The 18,129-nt window shown below is 71.4% G+C and carries 22 protein-coding genes; 17 read left to right on the forward strand and 5 right to left on the reverse strand.

The window, feature by feature from the left end:
• Positions 1 to 190: 190 nt before the first annotated feature.
• The 4 genes from ybaK to ACW4TU_RS34220 form a co-directional block, all read right to left on the reverse strand.
• Positions 191 to 694, reverse strand: a complete 504-nt coding sequence (ybaK, locus tag ACW4TU_RS34205) for a Cys-tRNA(Pro) deacylase (RefSeq protein WP_457419589.1) — start codon at positions 692 to 694, stop codon at positions 191 to 193.
• Between the two features lie 22 nt (positions 695 to 716).
• Positions 717 to 1,457: an LON peptidase substrate-binding domain-containing protein gene (locus ACW4TU_RS34210; protein ID WP_457419591.1), complete on the reverse strand. Its 741-nt coding sequence runs from the start codon at positions 1,455 to 1,457 to the stop codon at positions 717 to 719.
• Between the two features lie 11 nt (positions 1,458 to 1,468).
• The gene (locus ACW4TU_RS34215) at positions 1,469 to 2,545 is read right to left on the reverse strand and encodes a hypothetical protein (RefSeq protein WP_457430471.1); all 1,077 of its coding nucleotides are present in this window, start codon (positions 2,543 to 2,545) and stop codon (positions 1,469 to 1,471) included.
• A gap of 98 nt (positions 2,546 to 2,643) precedes the next feature.
• A complete protein-coding gene (locus tag ACW4TU_RS34220) occupies positions 2,644 to 4,242 on the reverse strand; it encodes an oxidoreductase (protein ID WP_457419593.1) in 1,599 nt (532 codons plus the stop codon).
• A gap of 195 nt (positions 4,243 to 4,437) precedes the next feature.
• On the opposite strand from ACW4TU_RS34220, the gene hisD reads away from it, so the two are divergent.
• Genes hisD through hisF form a run of 8 tightly spaced genes read left to right on the forward strand, consistent with a single transcriptional unit; the run spans position 4,438 to position 10,164 of the window.
• The gene (hisD, locus tag ACW4TU_RS34225) at positions 4,438 to 5,763 is read left to right on the forward strand and encodes a histidinol dehydrogenase (RefSeq protein ID WP_457419595.1); all 1,326 of its coding nucleotides are present in this window, start codon (positions 4,438 to 4,440) and stop codon (positions 5,761 to 5,763) included.
• A complete protein-coding gene (locus ACW4TU_RS34230; RefSeq protein ID WP_457419597.1) occupies positions 5,760 to 6,869 on the forward strand; it encodes a histidinol-phosphate transaminase in 1,110 nt (369 codons plus the stop codon). Before hisD ends, ACW4TU_RS34230 begins: the two co-directional genes overlap by 4 nt.
• The gene (gene hisB, locus ACW4TU_RS34235; protein ID WP_006377508.1) at positions 6,866 to 7,459 is read left to right on the forward strand and encodes an imidazoleglycerol-phosphate dehydratase HisB; all 594 of its coding nucleotides are present in this window, start codon (positions 6,866 to 6,868) and stop codon (positions 7,457 to 7,459) included. Before ACW4TU_RS34230 ends, hisB begins: the two co-directional genes overlap by 4 nt.
• 3 nt (positions 7,460 to 7,462) lie before the next feature.
• Positions 7,463 to 7,627, forward strand: coding sequence for a hypothetical protein (locus ACW4TU_RS34240; RefSeq protein WP_203690639.1), 165 nt, complete (start codon positions 7,463 to 7,465; stop codon positions 7,625 to 7,627).
• Positions 7,618 to 8,271, forward strand: a complete 654-nt coding sequence (hisH, locus tag ACW4TU_RS34245; protein WP_457419600.1) for an imidazole glycerol phosphate synthase subunit HisH — start codon at positions 7,618 to 7,620, stop codon at positions 8,269 to 8,271. Before ACW4TU_RS34240 ends, hisH begins: the two co-directional genes overlap by 10 nt.
• Positions 8,271 to 9,011: a bifunctional 1-(5-phosphoribosyl)-5-((5-phosphoribosylamino)methylideneamino)imidazole-4-carboxamide isomerase/phosphoribosylanthranilate isomerase PriA gene (gene priA, locus ACW4TU_RS34250; protein WP_457419602.1), complete on the forward strand. Its 741-nt coding sequence runs from the start codon at positions 8,271 to 8,273 to the stop codon at positions 9,009 to 9,011. The genes hisH and priA overlap by 1 nt, the downstream gene beginning before the upstream one ends.
• Entirely contained in the window at positions 9,008 to 9,406 is a 399-nt protein-coding gene (locus ACW4TU_RS34255; protein ID WP_457419604.1) for a RidA family protein, read from the forward strand. Before priA ends, ACW4TU_RS34255 begins: the two co-directional genes overlap by 4 nt.
• Positions 9,403 to 10,164, forward strand: a complete 762-nt coding sequence (hisF, locus tag ACW4TU_RS34260) for an imidazole glycerol phosphate synthase subunit HisF (protein ID WP_457419606.1) — start codon at positions 9,403 to 9,405, stop codon at positions 10,162 to 10,164. The genes ACW4TU_RS34255 and hisF overlap by 4 nt, the downstream gene beginning before the upstream one ends.
• 40 nt (positions 10,165 to 10,204) lie before the next feature.
• Here the strand turns inward: hisF and ACW4TU_RS34265 are convergent, their stop codons facing one another.
• The gene (locus ACW4TU_RS34265; RefSeq protein WP_457419608.1) at positions 10,205 to 10,840 is read right to left on the reverse strand and encodes a TIGR03085 family metal-binding protein; all 636 of its coding nucleotides are present in this window, start codon (positions 10,838 to 10,840) and stop codon (positions 10,205 to 10,207) included.
• An 82-nt stretch (positions 10,841 to 10,922) separates the two neighbouring features.
• On the opposite strand from ACW4TU_RS34265, the gene hisI reads away from it, so the two are divergent.
• The 9 genes from hisI (at position 10,923) to trpA (ending at position 18,111) form a co-directional block, all read left to right on the forward strand.
• On the forward strand, positions 10,923 to 11,348 hold the full coding sequence (hisI, locus tag ACW4TU_RS34270) for a phosphoribosyl-AMP cyclohydrolase (RefSeq protein ID WP_457419610.1): 426 nt from the start codon (positions 10,923 to 10,925) through the stop codon (positions 11,346 to 11,348).
• A gap of 11 nt (positions 11,349 to 11,359) precedes the next feature.
• Positions 11,360 to 12,838, forward strand: a complete 1,479-nt coding sequence (locus tag ACW4TU_RS34275; protein ID WP_457419612.1) for an anthranilate synthase component I — start codon at positions 11,360 to 11,362, stop codon at positions 12,836 to 12,838.
• Between the two features lie 70 nt (positions 12,839 to 12,908).
• Positions 12,909 to 13,556: a TIGR02234 family membrane protein gene (locus tag ACW4TU_RS34280; protein WP_457419614.1), complete on the forward strand. Its 648-nt coding sequence runs from the start codon at positions 12,909 to 12,911 to the stop codon at positions 13,554 to 13,556.
• A gap of 284 nt (positions 13,557 to 13,840) precedes the next feature.
• On the forward strand, positions 13,841 to 14,095 hold the full coding sequence (locus ACW4TU_RS34285; RefSeq protein ID WP_457419616.1) for an HGxxPAAW family protein: 255 nt from the start codon (positions 13,841 to 13,843) through the stop codon (positions 14,093 to 14,095).
• Between the two features lie 92 nt (positions 14,096 to 14,187).
• On the forward strand, positions 14,188 to 14,637 hold the full coding sequence (locus tag ACW4TU_RS34290; RefSeq protein WP_457419618.1) for a DUF2752 domain-containing protein: 450 nt from the start codon (positions 14,188 to 14,190) through the stop codon (positions 14,635 to 14,637).
• Positions 14,638 to 14,803: 166 nt separating this feature from the next.
• Positions 14,804 to 15,613 carry an indole-3-glycerol phosphate synthase TrpC gene (gene trpC, locus ACW4TU_RS34295; RefSeq protein WP_457419620.1) on the forward strand — a complete coding sequence of 270 codons (810 nt, stop codon included), beginning with the start codon at positions 14,804 to 14,806 and terminating at the stop codon, positions 15,611 to 15,613.
• Positions 15,614 to 15,635: 22 nt separating this feature from the next.
• Entirely contained in the window at positions 15,636 to 15,809 is a 174-nt protein-coding gene (trpM, locus tag ACW4TU_RS34300) for a tryptophan biosynthesis modulator TrpM (protein WP_457419622.1), read from the forward strand.
• Between the two features lie 203 nt (positions 15,810 to 16,012).
• Positions 16,013 to 17,296 carry a tryptophan synthase subunit beta gene (gene trpB / locus ACW4TU_RS34305; protein WP_457419624.1) on the forward strand — a complete coding sequence of 428 codons (1,284 nt, stop codon included), beginning with the start codon at positions 16,013 to 16,015 and terminating at the stop codon, positions 17,294 to 17,296.
• Complete coding sequence (gene trpA / locus ACW4TU_RS34310) at positions 17,293 to 18,111, forward strand: tryptophan synthase subunit alpha (RefSeq protein ID WP_457419626.1); 819 nt, start codon at positions 17,293 to 17,295, stop codon at positions 18,109 to 18,111. The genes trpB and trpA overlap by 4 nt, the downstream gene beginning before the upstream one ends.
• The last annotated feature ends 18 nt before the right edge of the window (positions 18,112 to 18,129 follow it).

Below are 18,129 nucleotides of genomic sequence, written 5' to 3' on the forward strand. Positions count from 1 at the left end.
CCGCCGCCCCTACCCGTCCCGTCCCGTTCCTGGGGGCTGCGCCCCCAGACCCCCGCTATCGGCCCTGAAGGGGCCTTGTCCTCCAGCGCCGGACGGGCTGGAGGTTGCCTGGGCCTGGGCTGCAGCGACGGCGGGGGCGGGCGGGTGGGAATCACCGCTCGGGCTGGCGATGTCGGCCGGTATCGCGTGATCACGTGCGGGCGATCGGGGCCCTTACCGCCTCGGTGAGGGTGGTGAGGGCTTCGGGGGACAGTTCGACCTCCAGGCCCCGGCGGCCCGCCGAGACACAGATCGTGGCGTGGGCGTCCGCCGACGTGTCCAGGACCGTCCGGAGCTTCTTGCGCTGGCCCAGGGGGGAGATGCCGCCCCTGACATAGCCCGTCGTGCGTTCCGCCAGGGTGGGGTCCGCCATCGACGCCCGTTTGCCCGACACCGCCGTCGCCAGCGCCTTCAGGTCCAGTTGGCCGGCCACCGGGACCACCGCGACCGTCAGTACCCCGTCCACGTCCGCCACCAGGGTCTTGAAGACGCGCTCCGGCGACACCCCCATCGCCTCGGCGGCCTCCTCGCCGTACGAGGGATGCGCGGGGTCGTGCTCGTACGCGTGCACCGTGTACGGGACGCCCGCCGCCGCCAGCGCCACCGTCGCCGGGGTTCCGCCCGACTGCTGCTGCTTCTTGTTCTTCTTCGCCATCCCGAGTCCTGCTCCCCCTCAGTCAGTTGAGACTTGTCGGGCCGCGCGTCAGTTCCGACGCCGGCAGCGACGGGAGGTTGCGGATGATCGCCGTCTCCGTGCGCAGGAGCTTCAGTTCCTCGCGGAGGCGGGACGACGTGTCCGGGGCCTGGAGCAGGCGCTGCTTGGACGGGGTGTCCAGCATCATCGCCGCCGCCACCAGGTACGACACCACCGACGGCTCGTCGGGAAGGTCGGCGCCCGTCGACAGGGAGCGTTCCCGCGCGCCCGCCAGGCGCTTCTGGTACTGGCGGAAGGCCCTCAGGACGCCTTCTGCCAGCGCGCCGGCCCCGTCACCGGCGGACTCCTCCAGCTCCTCCAGCTCGGCCGTCAGGAACGGGCCCGAGGCCTCCACCGACACCAGCCGTACCCGGGTCGTACCGGTGGCCAGGACCTCGTACGTGCCGTCCGCGCGCTCCCTGATCGTCGCGGCGTCCGCCACGCACCCCACGGAGTGGAACGCCTTGAGCGGGTCGTCGCCGAAGCCCGCCGTGGCCCCTGGTTCGGGCACCGCCGCCTGGTCGGGCAGGCCCTGTGCGCTGGGCGCCACCTCGTGGCCGTCGCGGATCGTCACGACGGCGAACCGGCGTGGTTCGTCCTCGGGGGTCTTCAGGAGTTCGCGCATCATGGCGCGATATCGCTCCTCGAAGATGTTCAGCGGGAGGACGAGTCCCGGGAACAGCACCGAGTTCAGCGGAAACAGGGGCAGCCGAACAATGGTCACAACGGGAAAGCCTAATGGTCGCCGGAGTGTGCGCGTCCGCCGTGCTCACTTCGTGGCTGACCGGCGCAGGCCGCGCAGCGGGCGGCGGGCGCGTTCCGGCGGACCTCCTCGCGTGTTTCGAGGAACCTGCCGAGGGGGTCGTCCGAGAACCTGTCCCAGGGGAAGGACGCGGCGTACGGGCCGGTCAGCCGCAGTTGGAGGAGGGCGTCCTGCCAGCGTTCGAGTCCCACCAGGACGTATGTCAGCAGGTTGCGCAGCTCGGCCGGCCAGGGGTCGGCCGACGGCTGCGTCGCCGACAGGGCGACGGCGGCGTCCGCCGCCGAGTCCAGGCGGGCCCGGTCCACCACCGTTGTGCCGTCGTCCTCGGCCAGACAGGCGAAGGCGGCGTGCAGGGGCAGCGCCTGGACGAGTGAGCCGGGCAGGGCGTCCTGTGCGGCCCGCTCGGCGAAGTCGAAGCACTCGCGGTGCGAGCCGTGTCCGCCCGAGGACCCGAAAGGGCTCGTGGACAGGTACTGGAGCGCCGCCACATGGCATCCGTAGTGGTGCGGGGAGCGGCGTACGGCCTCGCCCCACAGCTTCTCGAACTCACCGTGGTCCGCGTCGCTGCCCCGGGCCCGGTCCAGCGCGACGCGCCAGGGCACCGGGTCGCGCGGGTCGGCCGCCGCGGCGGCCTCGACCAGCGGGCCGGTCTGGTGGAGGAGCTCGGCGCGGGCCGGAGAGGCCCAGGCGCGGGTCACCGCCAGTTCGGCACCGACCAGCAGCGCGTCCGGGTCGTGCGGGGCGGCGGCGCGCCAGGACGTGAACCACTCGGCGCGGGAGTGCGCGAACGCGGCCAGCCGGATCACGTACCGGTCGCGGTTCTCCCACTCGGCCGTGGCGCGGGTGCCGGCCAGCAGTTCGGCCGCCGGTCCGTACTCGCCCCGGCCCGCCGCGACGAGCGCGGGACCGAGACGGGCGTCGGGCGCGTCGAGCAGTACCTCGTCGTCGGCGGGCAGTCCGGCGGTGGCGAGGCGTGGAGACGGCGGAGTGTTCCGTTCCGCCCTGGTGACACGGAGGAACGCACGCAGCGAAGCCATGGTGTCGACCATTGAAAGGCGCAGGTCGGGCTCACGCCAGAGCAAACGCACACCCTGTTTTTAGTTGTACGGCCCGAGGTGAGGAGATGGTGAAGAAAAATGAGCCCTGCTCAGTTTCTGCGCAACAGGCGGGTCGCCCCCGCCGCCACCGTCGTCGCCAGCACCCAGCCCAGCATGATGATCGCCGCGGACAGCCACTGCCAGCCGCCGCGCAGCTGCCAGAAGCCGACCTGGCCCAGGTCGATCACCGGCAGGAGCAGGTCGAGGGCGAAGAGGGAAGGGTTCCACGGCGGGTGTTCCCCGCTCTTCAGCGGCGGATGGCTCGCGTGCGCGAACGCCACCGAGGTCGCCGCCCACAGCACCGCCATCCACACGGCGGCCCGGCCGGGCCGGTACCCGTAGGCGACCGTCCAGTCCTGCACGTACCCCCACAGCTTCGCCGCGGGCGGCAGGGTCTCGCGGCGCCGGCGCTGCTTGGCGAGCAGAACCTCGCGCGCGTCCTCGTCCTCGCCGCTGTTGCGCAGCACGGTGGCCAGCCGCTCGTACGGCTCCGGGCTGTACTCGGCGGTCGCCGCCGCCACCCACGCCAGCCGCTCCACCGGCGGGAACGGCCCCTGCGGTACGAGGTTCTCGTAGGTGAAGCCGCCCATGTGCAGGTTGCCCGGTCCCGGCCAACTGTCCGCCCGGTCCACGAGGTTGACGACCTTGGCGCCCGACAGCACCACCTTGCCGCGCTCCGGCCGCTCGCCGAGGAAGCGCAGCTCGGGTGTCTGCACCCGGAGCAGCGACAGCTGCTGATCGTCGGTGAAGACGAGACGGGCGCGTTCGAGGTCGACGGCGTCGCCGAACCGGCCGTCGTCGAGCCGGATCCCGCCCTCGCACTCGAAGCGCTGGATGCGCGTCCCGCGCGCGGGGGTCGTGCCGCTGGTCAGAATGGGGTTCCAGACGCCCGCGGGGGTCAGATACAGCGTGCGGCCCACGGTCAGCTGGGGGGCGTTGAGCGCGAGTCTCCCGTACGGGTTGGCGAGCCGGCTGCCGCGCAGGCTCAGCGACACGCCGATCGTCGCCCCGCGCAGGCTCAGCTCGCCGTGCGACTCCAGCATCTCGGCCTGGAGGTCCTGGCCGACGCTCATGCCGTCCGCGACGATCGAGCGCCCGCGCCGGTCCCGGTAGACGATGGCCTGGTTGAGCAGCAGATCCGTACCGATCTGCGCGTCGGTGAGCCGTGCGCCGTTGTGGAAGCGGCAGCGGGGGAGGTGCAGATCGCCCTCGGTGTGCACCCGGGCCGCCTCCAGCCGCGGCACCGAGCAGTTCACCAGCCGTACGGTCGTGAAGTGGGCCTCCGGCAGGAGGATCTCCTTCTCGAACCGGCAGCTCTTCAGCTCGACGTACGGCACGACCGTGCCGCCCGCCAGATCCAGCGTGCCGTTGACCTGCACACCGGTGAGCTTGAGGGACGCCACGCGCCCGGCGAGCGCAGGCGGGCCGTCGAGGAGCAGCCAGCACACGATGCGGGCCCGTACGGTGCGATCGGCGCCCCACGGATGCCCGCCGTGCGGATCGTCGACGACGGTGTCGCCGCTGCTCAGGTCGTACACGCTGCCGTTGCGGAAGGCCAGCCACATGCCGAGTTCGGCGGCGCTCAGGTCGTCCGGTGGTTCCCCCGTGTTCGCCGAGCCCCCCGTGCGGATGCCGGCACCCTCTGTCACGACTTTTCCTACTCCTCCCCGCGTCAACAAGCACTACCAGCGGGTTTCGTACAACCGTTCTGCCCGCTCAGTAACTCTCTGAACTCAAGACGGGAAGCTGATCTTCCAAGTTCCCCTGCGGGGGTTCGCAACGCTCTGTATCAGCCACTGATACGCGCGAACGGCGCCCGATCCCCGTCTGAGAGAATTGACCGCGTGATCTCTCGAATCGATCTGCGCGGCGACGCCCTCCCTGAGGGACCCGCCCTGCGCGACCTGCTGCCCCGAGCCGACTTCGACGTCTCGGCCGCCCTGGAGAAGGTGCGTCCGATCTGCGAGGCCGTGCATCACCGGGGCGACGCGGCGCTGATCGACTTCGCCGAGAAGTTCGACGGAGTACGGCTGGAATCCGTACGCGTGCCCGCCCGCGCCCTCGCCGACGCGCTGGAGCAGCTCGACCCGGCCGTCCGCGCGGCCCTGGAGGAGTCCATCCGCCGCGCCCGTCTCGTCCACCGCGAGCAGCGCCGTACGACGCACACGACCCAGGTCGTGCCCGGTGGCTCGGTCACCGAGAAGTGGGTGCCCGTGGACCGGGTCGGGCTGTACGCGCCCGGCGGCCGGTCCGTGTACCCGTCCTCCGTGATCATGAACGTCGTGCCCGCGCAGGAGGCGGGCGTCGAGTCGATCGCCCTCGCCTCCCCGGCCCAGGCCGAGTTCGACGGGCTGCCGCACCCCACCATCCTCGCCGCCTGCGCCCTCCTCGGCGTCGACGAGGTGTACGCGGCCGGTGGCGCCACCGCCGTCGCGATGTTCGCGTACGGCACCGAGTCGTGCGCGCCCGCCAACATGGTGACCGGCCCCGGCAACATCTGGGTCGCCGCCGCCAAGCGGTACTTCGCGGGGAGGATCGGCATCGACACCGAGGCCGGCCCGACCGAGATCGCGATCCTCGCCGACGACACCGCCGACCCGGTGCACGTCGCCGCCGACCTGATCAGCCAGGCCGAGCACGACCCGCTGGCCGCCGCCGTCCTCGTCACGGACTCCGTGGCGCTCGCGGACGCGGTCGAGAAGGAGCTGGAACCGCAGGTCGCGGCCACCAGGCACATCGAGGACCGGATCGCCCCGGCGCTGGCCGGCCGGCAGTCCGCGATCGTCGTCGTGGACGGTGTCGAGGAAGGGCTGCGGGTCGTCAACGCCTACGGCGCCGAGCACCTGGAGATCCAGACCGCGAACGCGGCGGCCGTGGCCGACCGGGTGCGCAACGCCGGCGCGATCTTCGTCGGGCCCTGGTCGCCGGTCTCGCTCGGCGACTACGCGGCCGGGTCCAACCACGTCCTGCCGACCGGCGGCTGCGCCTGCCACTCCTCCGGTCTCTCCGTCCAGTCCTTCCTGCGCGGCATCCACATCGTCGACTACACGCGGGACGCGCTGGCCGACGTGGCGCGGCACGTGGTGACGCTGGCGGAGGCGGAGGACCTGCCCGCGCACGGCGCGGCGGTCAAGGCTCGGTTCGACTGGAAGGTACCCGGAAGCAAGTGACCGGCATCGACGATCTCCCCGTACGGGACGAGCTGCGCGGCAAGTCGCCGTACGGCGCGCCCCAGCTCGACGTCCCCGTACGGCTGAACACCAACGAGAACCCCTACCCGCTGCCCGAAGCGCTCGTCGAGCGTATCGCCGAGCGGGTGCGCGAGGCGGCCCGGAACCTCAACCGCTACCCCGACCGGGACGCCGTGGAGCTGCGCACGCAGCTCGCCAGGTATCTGACCGACACCTCGGGGCACGAGGTCGGCCTCGCCAACGTGTGGGCCGCCAACGGCTCCAACGAGGTCATCCAGCAGCTGCTGCAGACCTTCGGCGGGCCCGGCCGTACCGCGATCGGCTTCGAGCCGTCGTACTCGATGCACGGGCTCATCGCGCGCGGGACGGGCACCGGGTGGATCTCCGGCCCCCGCAACGACGACTTCACCATCGATCTCCCGGCGGCCGAGAAGGCCATCGCCGAGCACCGGCCCGACGTCGTGTTCATCACCACCCCCAACAACCCCACCGGTAACGCGGTCCCGCGCGAGACCGTCCTCGCGCTGTACGAGGCCGCGCAGGCCGCCAGGCCGTCGATGGTGGTGGTCGACGAGGCGTACGTCGAGTTCAGCCACGGCGACTCACTGCTGCCGCTGATCGAAGGACGGCCGAATCTCGTCGTCTCGCGGACCATGTCGAAGGCGTTCGGCGCGGCGGGTCTGCGCCTCGGCTATCTCGCCGCGCACCCGGCAGTCGTCGACGCCGTACAGCTCGTACGGCTGCCGTACCACCTGTCGGCCGTGGCGCAGGCGACCGCGCTGGCGGCCCTGGAGCACACCGACACGCTGCTCAAGTACGTCGAGCAGCTGAAGGCCGAGCGGGACCGGCTGGTCGCCGAACTGCGCGCCATCGGGTTCGACGTCACCGAGTCCGACGCCAACTTCGTACAGTTCGGCACCTTCGCGGACTCCCATGTCGCCTGGCAGAAGATCCTCGACCAAGGCGTTCTGGTCCGGGACAACGGTGTACCGGGATGGCTGCGGGTCACCGCCGGAACTCCCGCCGAAAACGACGCGTTCCTCGACGCGGTACGTGAACTGAAGAAAGCGCAGGGCAAGTCATGAGCCGCGTCGGACGCGTGGAGCGCACCACCAAGGAGACGTCGGTCCTCGTCGAGATCGATCTCGACGGCACCGGCAAGGTCGAGGTGTCGACGGGCGTCGGCTTCTACGACCACATGCTCGACCAGCTCGGCCGGCACGGTCTGTTCGACCTGACCGTGAAGACCGAGGGCGACCTGCACATCGACTCGCACCACACCATCGAGGACACCGCCCTCGCCCTCGGCGCCGCCTTCAAGCAGGCGCTCGGCGACAAGGTCGGCATCTACCGCTTCGGCAACTGCACGGTCCCCCTGGACGAGTCCCTCGCCCAGGTGACGGTGGACCTGTCCGGCCGCCCCTACCTCGTGCACACCGAGCCCGAGAAGATGGCGCCGATGATCGGCGAGTACGACACCACGATGACCCGGCACATCCTGGAGTCCTTCGTCGCCCAGGCCCAGATCGCGCTGCACGTGCACGTGCCCTACGGTCGCAACGCGCACCACATCGTGGAGTGCCAGTTCAAGGCCCTCGCACGGGCGCTGCGGTACGCCTCCGAGCGCGACCCGCGCGCGGCGGGCATCCTCCCCTCCACGAAGGGCGCCCTGTAAGCCATGAGCGGCCTCTCCACCATCCTGATCGTCGTCGGACTCTTCCTGCTCGGCGGGATCTACTCCTTCGTCAAGCAGAAGATGCCGATGAGCCTCATCGTGCTGCTCTCGATAGGCGCCGCGATGTGTCTGGTCGCGGGTGTCATGAGGCTGGAGGTATGGAATTGAGCGCGACAGCGTCCAAGAAGGTGGTCGTCTTCGACTACGGCTTCGGGAACGTGCGGTCCGCCGAACGCGCTCTCGCGCGCGCGGGCGCCGACGTCGAGATAACGCGTGACTTCGACACGGCGATGAACGCGGACGGGCTGCTGGTGCCGGGCGTCGGCGCCTTCGCCGCCTGTATGCATGGCCTCAAGGAGGCGCGCGGCGACTGGATCGTCGGGCGACGGCTGTCCGGCGGGCGCCCCGTGCTGGGCATCTGCGTGGGCATGCAGATCCTCTTCGCGCGCGGTATCGAGCACGGCGTGGAGACCGAGGGCCTCGACGAGTGGCCCGGCTCCGTGGAGCCGCTCCAGGCCGACATCGTGCCCCACATGGGCTGGAACACCGTCGAGGCCCCGGCCGACTCCCAGCTCTTCGCGGGCCTGGACGCCGACGCGCGCTTCTACTTCGTCCACTCGTACGCCGTCCACGACTGGTCCCTGGAGATCACGAACGCCGCGATGCGTGCCCCCAGGGTCACCTGGTCGACGCACGGCAAGCCCTTTGTGTCGGCCGTCGAGAACGGCGCCCTGTGGGCCACCCAGTTCCACCCCGAGAAGTCCGGCGACGCCGGAGCGCAGCTGTTGAACAACTGGATCGGAACCCTCTGATGCCCTCGATCTCTTCCGCGAAGCTCAAACTCCTCCCCGCCGTGGACGTCCGCGACGGCCAGGCCGTCCGCCTCGTGCACGGCGAGTCCGGTACGGAGACCTCGTACGGCTCCCCCCTGGAGGCAGCCCTCGCCTGGCAGCGCTCGGGTGCCGAGTGGCTGCACCTGGTCGACCTGGACGCCGCCTTCGGCACCGGCGACAACCGCGAGCTGATCGCCGAGGTCGCCGGCGCGATGGACATCAAGGTGGAGCTGTCCGGCGGCATCCGGGACGACGACACGCTGGCCGCGGCCCTCGCCACCGGCTGCACCCGGGTGAATCTCGGCACGGCCGCCCTGGAGACCCCGGAGTGGGTCGCCAAGGTCATCGCCGAGCACGGCGACAAGATCGCGGTCGGTCTGGACGTACGCGGAACCACCCTCCGCGGACGCGGCTGGACCCGGGACGGCGGCGACCTCTACGAGACGCTGGAGCGTCTCGACTCCGAGGGCTGCGCGCGGTATGTCGTGACCGACATCGCCAAGGACGGCACGCTCCAGGGCCCGAACCTGGAGCTGCTGAGGAACGTCTGCGCGGCGACCGACCGGCCGGTCGTGGCGTCCGGCGGCGTGTCGTCGCTGGACGACCTGCGGGCCATCGCCGAGCTGGTACCCCTCGGTGTCGAGGGCTCCATCGTCGGGAAGGCCCTGTACGCGAAGGCGTTCACCCTGGAAGAGGCCTTGGAGGCGGTGGCCAAGTGAGCGACGTACGGCGTGTCACGACCGGTGCGCCCTGGGAGGACACCTTCGGGTACTCCCGCGCGGTGGAGCTGCCCAACGGCCTGGTGCTGGTCTCCGGCTGCACCTCGATCGTGGACGGCGAGATCGCCGGCGGCGGTCCCTACGAGCAGGCGGTCAACGCCTTCAACGTCGCCTTCGCGGCGCTGGAGCAGCTGGGCCTCGGCCGCGACGACGTGGTGCGCACGCGCATGTACATCACCCACGCGCGCGACGTGGACGACATCGGACGCGCTCACAAGGAGCTGTTCGACTCCGTCCGGCCGGCCGCGTCCATGATCATCGTCGCCGGCCTCGTGGACCCCAGTCTGGTCGTCGAGGTCGAGGTGGAGGCGTTCCGAGGGGTGTCCGCAGCATGACCCTTGCCGTACGAGTCATCCCCTGCCTGGACGTGGACAACGGCCGGGTCGTCAAGGGCGTCAACTTCCAGAACCTCCGCGACGCGGGCGACCCCGTCGAGATGGCCAAGGTGTACGACGCCGAGGGCGCCGACGAACTGACGTTCCTGGACATCACCGCCTCCTCGGGCAACCGCGAGACCACCTACGACGTGGTGCGGCGCACCGCCGAACAGGTGTTCATCCCGCTGACCGTGGGCGGCGGGGTGCGCGCGGCCGAGGACGTCGACAAGCTGCTGCGCGCCGGTGCCGACAAGGTGGGCGTCAACACGGCCGCCATCGCGCGTCCGGAACTGATCCGCGAGATCGCCGAGCGGTTCGGCCGCCAGGTGCTGGTGCTGTCCGTGGACGCCCGCCGCACCGAATCCGGGTCCTTCGAGGTCACCACCCACGGTGGCCGGCGTGGTACCGGAATCGACGCGGTCGAGTGGGCGCACCAGGCCGCCGAACTGGGCGCCGGCGAGATCCTGCTCAACTCGATGGACGCGGACGGCACCAAGGACGGCTACGACATCGAGATGATCGAGGCCGTACGCAAGCACGTGCGCGTGCCGCTGATCGCCAGCGGGGGAGCGGGCAGCCTCGCCGACTTCCCGCCCGCCGTCGCCGCGGGCGCGGACGCCGTCCTGGCGGCCTCCGTGTTCCACTTCGGGGATCTGCGGATCGGGCAGGTCAAGGAGACGTTGCGGAACGCCGGGCACCCCGTCCGACAGGTCTGAGCGGCGTGGGCCGGGCGCGGAGACGCGCCCGGCCCGGAGCTCAGATGCCCAGCTGTTTCGACTCGTGCAGCTTCGCGATCGCGTCCTTGTCGCCCTCCAGCTCCACATCGGCGACGTTCTGGCGGCCGTACACGAACAGCAGCAGCTCGGACGGCTCGCCGGTCACCGTGACCACCGGGGTACCGCGGTGGGCGACCGCCGTCTGGCCGTCCGGGCGGCGCAGCACCAGGCCCGTCGCCGCGCCGCGGCCCGTCAGACGGGCGGTGCGCTCCAGCCGGGACCACAGGGCGTCCTGGAAGACCGGGTCCAGCTCGCGGGGCGTCCAGTCGGGCCGCGCCCGGCGGACGTCCTCCGTGTGGACGTAGAACTCGACGGTGTTCGACGCCTCGTCCACCTGCTTCAGTGAGAACGGCGAGAAACGCGGCGGGCCGGTACGGATGAGCTGGATCAGCTCGTCGTACGGCTTGTCGGCGAACTCCGCCATCACCCGCTCGAGACGGGAGCCGAGCTGCTTGATCAGCAGTCCGCCTGCGGCGTCCGGGCGGCGCTCGCGCACCACCACGTGAGCGGCGAGATCACGGGTCCGCCAGCCCTCGCACAGGGTCGGCGCGTCGGGACCCTCGGTCTCCAACAGGTCGGCGAGAAGAAGTCGTTCACGCTTCGCGTAGGTAGACATGCCAGCAAGCGTACGACTGTCCCCACGGTCCGCCCAATGGACATCTACGGGGAGTGTCGGTGGAGCGCGGCACAATGGCCCCATGACCAGCAGCACGCCTCCGCCCAGCAGGACCGGCGGCCCCAGCCCCCTGGCCCCGGAGATCGCCGCACGCCTCAAGCGCGGCCCCGACGGGCTCGTCCCCGCCGTCGCCCAGCAGTACGACACCGGTGAGGTGCTCATGCTCGGCTGGATGGACGACGAGGCGCTCCACCGCACCCTGACCACCGGCCGCTGCACCTACTGGTCGCGCAGCCGCCAGGAGTACTGGGTCAAGGGCGACACCTCCGGCCACTTCCAGCACGTGAAGTCCGTCGCCCTCGACTGCGACGCCGACACCGTGCTCGTCAAGGTCGACCAGGTGGGCGCCGCCTGCCACACCGGCGCGCGGAACTGCTTCGACGCCGACGTCCTGCTCGACGTGTCGTTCGAGGACGCCGATTCCGGCGTACTCCCGCAAGGTCAGTAAGGTCAGCGGGCATGGACCTCGAGACCTTCCGCAAGCTGGCCACCGACCGGCGCGTCATCCCCGTCACCCGCAAGCTCCTCGCCGACGGCGACACCCCGGTCGCGCTCTACCGCAAGCTCGCCGCCGAGCGCTCCGGCACCTTCCTGCTGGAGTCCGCCGAGAACGGTCGGTCCTGGTCCCGCTACTCCTTCGTCGGCGTCCGCTCCGGCGCCACCCTCACGGCCCGCGACGGCGAGGCCCACTGGCTCGGCACCCCGCCCGTCGGCGTGCCCACGGACGGTGACCCGCTCGCCGCCCTGCGCGCCACCATCGAGACCCTCCACACCCCCCATCAGGAGGGCCTGCCGCCGTTCACCGGTGGCATGGTCGGCTACCTCGGCTACGACATCGTGCGCCGCCTGGAGAAGATCGGCCCCGGCGAGCGTGACGACCTCAAGCTGCCCGAGCTGACCATGCTGCTCACCAGCGACCTGGCCGTCATGGACCACTGGGAGGGCTCGGTCCTGCTGATCGCCAACGCGATCAACCACAACGACCTCGACACGGGCGTCGACGAGGCGTACGCCGACGCCGTGGCCCGCCTCGACGCCATGCAGGCCGACCTCTCGCGCGCGGTCTCCCAGCCCCCCGCCGTGCTCCCGCCCTCCGAACTCCCCGAGTACACGGCCCTGTGGGGCGGCCCCGACTACCAGGTGGCCGTCGAGGACATCAAGGAGCGCATCCGGGCCGGGGAGGCCTTCCAGGTGGTTCCCTCCCAGCGCTTCGAAACACCGTGCACGGCAAGCGCGTTGGACGTCTACCGGGTTCTGCGCGCCACCAACCCGTCCCCGTACATGTACCTGTTCCGCTTCGACGGGTTCGACGTCGTCGGATCGTCCCCCGAGGCCCTCGTCAAGGTCGAGGACGGGCGCGCGATGGTTCACCCCATCGCGGGCACCCGGCACCGCGGGGCGACCCCGCAGGAGGACCAGGCACTCGCCGAGGAGCTGCTCGCCGACCCCAAGGAGCGCGCCGAGCACCTCATGCTCGTCGACCTCGGGCGCAACGACCTCGGCCGGGTCTGTGAGCCCGGCTCCGTCGAGGTCGTCGACTTCATGTCCGTCGAGCGGTACTCGCACGTCATGCACATCGTCTCGACCGTCACCGGCCGCGTGGCGCCCGGCCGTACCGCCTTCGACGTCCTGACGGCCTGCTTCCCGGCCGGCACGCTCTCCGGAGCGCCCAAGCCGCGCGCGATGCAGATCATCGACGAACTGGAGCCGTCCAGGCGGGGGTTGTACGGCGGCGCCGTCGGCTATCTCGACTTCGCGGGCGACTCCGACACCGCCATCGCCATCCGCACGGCCCTCCTGCGCGGCGGCACGGCGTACGTCCAGGCGGGCGCCGGCGTCGTCGCCGACTCCGACCCGGTCGCGGAGGACAACGAGTGCCGCAACAAGGCGGCGGCCGTCCTGCGCGCGGTCCACACGGCGAACCGCCTCGGACGGTAGGGCGTTTCCCACGAATGGGGCGCTTCTCACGTAAGCCCCGGGTGACGGTTCACCCGGGGTTCAGGCGATAGTGGGGTACGTGACTGCCGTACCCGTACCTTCCCCGCGTTCCGAAGCCCCCCTTCCCGGCCGGGCCGGCCGGCTCAGCCTCGCCGTCGCCCTGCTGGCCGGTGCGCTCGGCGCGGCCGTCGCGCTGCTCGCCACCCGCCAGCGCTGGTCCGAGGGCACCACGACGGTGGCCGGCGGCGCCTTTCCGCTGACCGCCAGCGGCAGCGACGTCACGGGCGTGCCCGCGGCCCTCGCCATAGTGGGCCTCGCCGCGCTCGTCGCCGTCTTCGCCGTCCGCCGCTCCGGCCGCCTCCTGGTCGCCGCCCTGCTCGCGCTGTCCGGCGCCGGCACGGTCGCCGCGGCCGTCCTCGGCGCCTCCGACAGCTCCGCGCTCGACGAGAAGGCCGCGCGGGTCACCGGCGACACCGCCGCCACCGTGAGCACCCTCAGCCACACCGCCTGGCCGTACGCGGCAGCCGTCGGCGGCGCGCTGATCCTCCTCGCCGGCCTCCTCGCCCTGCGCTACGGCCGCCTGTGGCCCGCCATGTCCGGCCGGTACGAGCGAGCCGGCGCGCCCCGTCCGCGCCCCCGGGCGAGGGCCGCCGACCCCGACCGGCCCGAGGAGATCTGGAAGGCCCTCGACCGGGGCGAGGACCCGACGGGGGCGTAGGCACCCGCTCGAAGGGCGGTGCGTTGTCTGCGGGTCCGTGATGGCCGGCCGCGCCCACGCGGGGGAGCCGCAGATCGACGCGGCCTCGCGCCCCTGCCGGGCGATTGCCGCCTTCGCCGGGCTTGTTCAGGCCCGGGCGAGTCGCTGGGTCGACCCCGGGCATTCCCCACGCGTGCGCGTGCGGGACAATGAGCGACGAGCGTCCGGCTCACCCACGTACCGCGTTCAACGACTCAACGACTCAACAACTCAGCAACCAGCAACTCAGCAACGAGGAGCAAGTCATGGCGGGCAGCAGCCACGGTCACACTTTGGCCGCCTGGACCGGCGTCACCATCTCCATCATCGGTTTCTGCGTAGCAGGCGCCTTCATGGTGATGGCGGAGCCGCTGGGCTTCTGGGCCGGCATGGTGCTCTCGGTCCTCGGCGGTGTCGTCGGCTGGATCATGGCCGCGATGGGCCTCGGCAAGCAGAAGCCGACCACCCAGGGCCGCGAGGGCCACCAGGTCACGCGCGAGCCGGCGGGTGCCGGGAGCTGAACCCCGTAGGGGACCGGTTTTCGGACCGGCAGGGGCGGCCCGCCGAAAGCGCCGGGCCGCCCCTCGGGCGTGTACGCCCCGCAGGGGGCACAATGCGTGGGGTGAACACCGAGCGGGCTCAGCAGGGCGTGCCGACGGGCGCCGGTGCCGTGGCGGGACGGGTGGCCGTGCCTGTCGGCGTCCTCGCGGCCGTCGTCGGGGCCTTCGCCTACGTCGGGACGGTCGACCCCAACCGACCCGGCCACTACCCCGTCTGCCCGCTGCTGCGGCTGACCGGCGTGTACTGCCCGGGCTGCGGCGGACTGCGCAGCGCCTACGCCTTCGTGCACGGCGACTGGGTGACGGCCCTCGGGGCCAACGCGCTCGCCGTGACGGGATACGTGGCCTTCGCCGTCCTGTGGACCGTCTGGGTGGTTCGCGCGGTGCGCGGACGGCCGATGCGGATCGACCTCGGGCCGGTGCAGCTGTGGAGCCTGGGCGCGTTGCTGCTGGTCTTCACGGTTGTCCGGAACCTGCCGTTCGGTGGCTGGCTCCACCCTTGATCAAATGATGAATGTCCAGGTAGTGGGACCGGTGTCAACCGGATGCGAGGGGCTTGCCCTCCTCCGGATACCATCGGAGTGACCTACTTTGACAGTTTGTGCAGCTTCAATTGGTGCGAACGGCTTGAACAGCCGATCGCCTACCGTCCGGAAGGGGGCCGCTCGCGTGAGTGTGCTCGACGAGATCATCGACGGAGTCCGTGCCGACCTCGCGGAGCGACAGGCGCGCGTCAGCCTCGACGAGCTGAAGGAGCGCGCGGCGAAGGCTCCCGCCGCCAAGGACGGGGTCGCCGCACTGCGCGGCGACGGCGTCAAGGTCATCTGCGAGGTCAAGCGGTCCAGCCCCTCCAAGGGCGCCCTCGCGGCGATCGCCGACCCCGCCGGCCTCGCGGCGGACTACGAGGCGGGCGGCGCGGCCGTCATCTCCGTCCTCACCGAACAGCGCCGCTTCGGCGGCTCACTGGCGGATCTGGAGGCGGTGCGCGCCCGGGTGGACATCCCGGTGCTGCGCAAGGACTTCATCGTCACGTCGTACCAGCTGTGGGAGGCGCGGGCGTACGGCGCGGATCTGGCCCTGCTGATCGTCTCCGCCCTCGACCAGTCCGCCCTGGAGTCCCTCATCGAGCGCGCCGAGTCCATCGGGCTCACCCCGCTCGTCGAGGTGCACGACGAGGAGGAGGTCGAGCGGGCGGTCGACGCGGGGGCCCGGATCATCGGTGTCAACGCGCGCGACCTGAAGACGCTGGAGGTCGACCGCACCACGTTCGAGCGGGTCGCCCCCGAGATCCCCGACAGCGTCGTCAAGATCGCCGAGTCCGGTGTCCGTGGCCCGCACGATCTGATCGCGTACGCCAACGCGGGCGCCGACGCGGTGCTGGTGGGCGAGTCCCTCGTGACCGGCCGTGACCCCAAGTCCGCGGTGTCGGACCTGGTGGCGGCGGGCGAGCATCCCGCGTTGCGCCACGGCCGCGGCTGATCCCCCGCTAGAGTTGACCCCGATGACACTCACCCTGGCACCCATGGACCGGTACGCCCGCCTCGCGCGCGGCTGCCGACCCCGTGGCTGCCGCGCGCCCGCGAGGCGTGTGCACGGGCGGCGGGTTCGCTATGTCATCGGGGACGAGCCTGGACAGGTCAACGGGATGCGATGGCCCTGCGGGGCTTGGCAGTAGGGTGCGGCTCGGCTGATTCGGGCTGCGCCCTGGCTTTGCGCTTCGCGAGGGGCGCGTTTTCGGCCGCGGGTTCGTTGTGGCTGGGCGCGCCCACGCGGCGGAGCCGCAAATCGACACAGCCCCGCGCCCCCATGGCGGCGCGTCCCCCTCACGCTTCCCCTGTCCGGTTCGACCCCGGGGCTCCGCCCCTGCGAGGTAGCCGTATGTCCAGTGAGTTCTTCATTCCTGACCTTGAGGGTCAAGTACCCAACGTCGACGGGTACTTCGGTGCTTTCGGCGGCAAGTTCATCCCGGAGGCGCTCGTCGCCGCCGTGGACGAGGTCGCCGTCGAGTACGACAAGGCGAAGTCCGACCCGGAGTTCGCCCGTGAGCTCGACGATCTGCTTGTCCACTACACCGGGCGGCCCAGTTCCCTCACCGAGGTGCGCCGGTTCGCCGAGCACGCCGGTGGCGCCCGGGTCTTCCTCAAGCGGGAGGACCTGAACCACACCGGGTCCCACAAGATCAACAACGTGCTCGGACAGGCCCTCCTCACCAAGAGGATGGGCAAGACCCGGGTCATCGCCGAGACCGGTGCCGGTCAGCACGGGGTCGCCACCGCGACCGCCTGTGCGCTGTTCGGGCTCGAGTGCACCATCTACATGGGCGAGATCGACACCCGGCGCCAGGCCCTCAACGTCGCCCGGATGCGCATGCTCGGCGCCGAGGTCGTCGCCGTGAAGTCCGGGTCGCGCACCCTCAAGGACGCCATCAACGAGGCGTTCCGCGACTGGGTCGCCAACGTCGACCGCACGCACTACCTGTTCGGGACCGTGGCCGGCCCGCATCCCTTCCCGGCCATGGTGCGCGACTTCCACCGGGTGATCGGTGTCGAGGCCCGGCGGCAGCTTCTGGAGCAGGCCGGGCGGCTGCCCGACGCCGCCGTCGCCTGTGTCGGCGGCGGATCCAACGCCATCGGGCTCTTCCACGCCTTCATCCCCGACGCCGACGTCCGGCTCATCGGGTGCGAGCCCGCCGGGCACGGTGTCGAGACCGGCGAGCACGCCGCCACCCTCACCGCCGGTGAGCCGGGCATCCTGCACGGGTCGCGGTCGTACGTCCTGCAGGACGAGGAGGGGCAGATCACCGAGCCCTACTCCATCTCCGCCGGACTCGACTACCCGGGCATCGGGCCCGAGCACTCCTACCTCAAGGACAGCGGTCGCGCCGAGTACCGCGCGGTGACCGACGACGCCGCCATGCAGGCGCTGCGCCTGCTGTCCCGTACCGAGGGCATCATCCCGGCCATCGAGAGCGCGCACGCGCTGGCCGGTGCCCTGGAGGTCGGCAGGGAGCTCGGCAAGGACGGGCTGATCGTCATCAACCTCTCCGGGCGCGGCGACAAGGACATGGACACCGCTGCCCGGTACTTCAACCTGTACGACACCGATGCCGAGGTCGCCGCGAACGCGGCCGACACCGCCGAGATCGAGGGGGACGCCAAGTGAGCGGGAACATTCGGCTGCTGTCGGACACCCTCGCCGGCGCCAAGGCCGAGGGACGCGCCGCGCTCATCGCGTACCTCCCCGCCGGGTTCCCGACCGTCGACGGCGGGATCGACGCCATCAAGGCCGTGTTCGAGGGCGGTGCCGACATCGTCGAGGTCGGGCTGCCGCACAGCGACCCGGTGCTCGACGGGCCCGTCATCCAGACCGCCGACGACATCGCCCTGCGCGGTGGCGTCAGGATCGCGGACGTGATGCGCACGGTCCGGGAGGCGTACGCAGCCACCGGGAAGCCGGTGCTCGTCATGACGTACTGGAACCCGATCGACCGCTACGGCGTGGAGCGGTTCACCGCCGAACTCGCTGAGGCGGGCGGCGCCGGGTGCATCCTGCCCGACCTGCCCGTGCAGGAGTCCGCGCTGTGGAGGGAGCACGCCGAGAAGCACGGGCTCGCGACCGTGTTCGTCGTCGCGCCCAGCAGCAGGGACGCACGGCTCGCCGAGATCACTGCGGCGGGCAGCGGGTTCGTGTACGCCGCCTCGCTCATGGGCGTCACGGGAACCCGGGCGTCGGTCGGCGCCCAGGCCCAGGACCTGGTCCGGCGCACCCGGGGCACCGGCACCGACCTGCCGGTCTGTGTCGGGCTCGGTGTCTCCGACGCGGTCCAGGCCGCCGAGGTCGCCGGCTTCGCCGACGGTGTGATCGTCGGATCGGCCTTCGTGAAGCGGATGCTGGACGCCCCGGACCACGCGTCCGGTGTCGAGGCCGTGCGGGAACTCGCCGCCGACCTCGCCAAGGGCGTGCGCGGCACCGCGTAGCCGGGCGGGACATTTCGT

This window comes from Streptomyces kryoterrae (genome assembly GCF_054072135.1).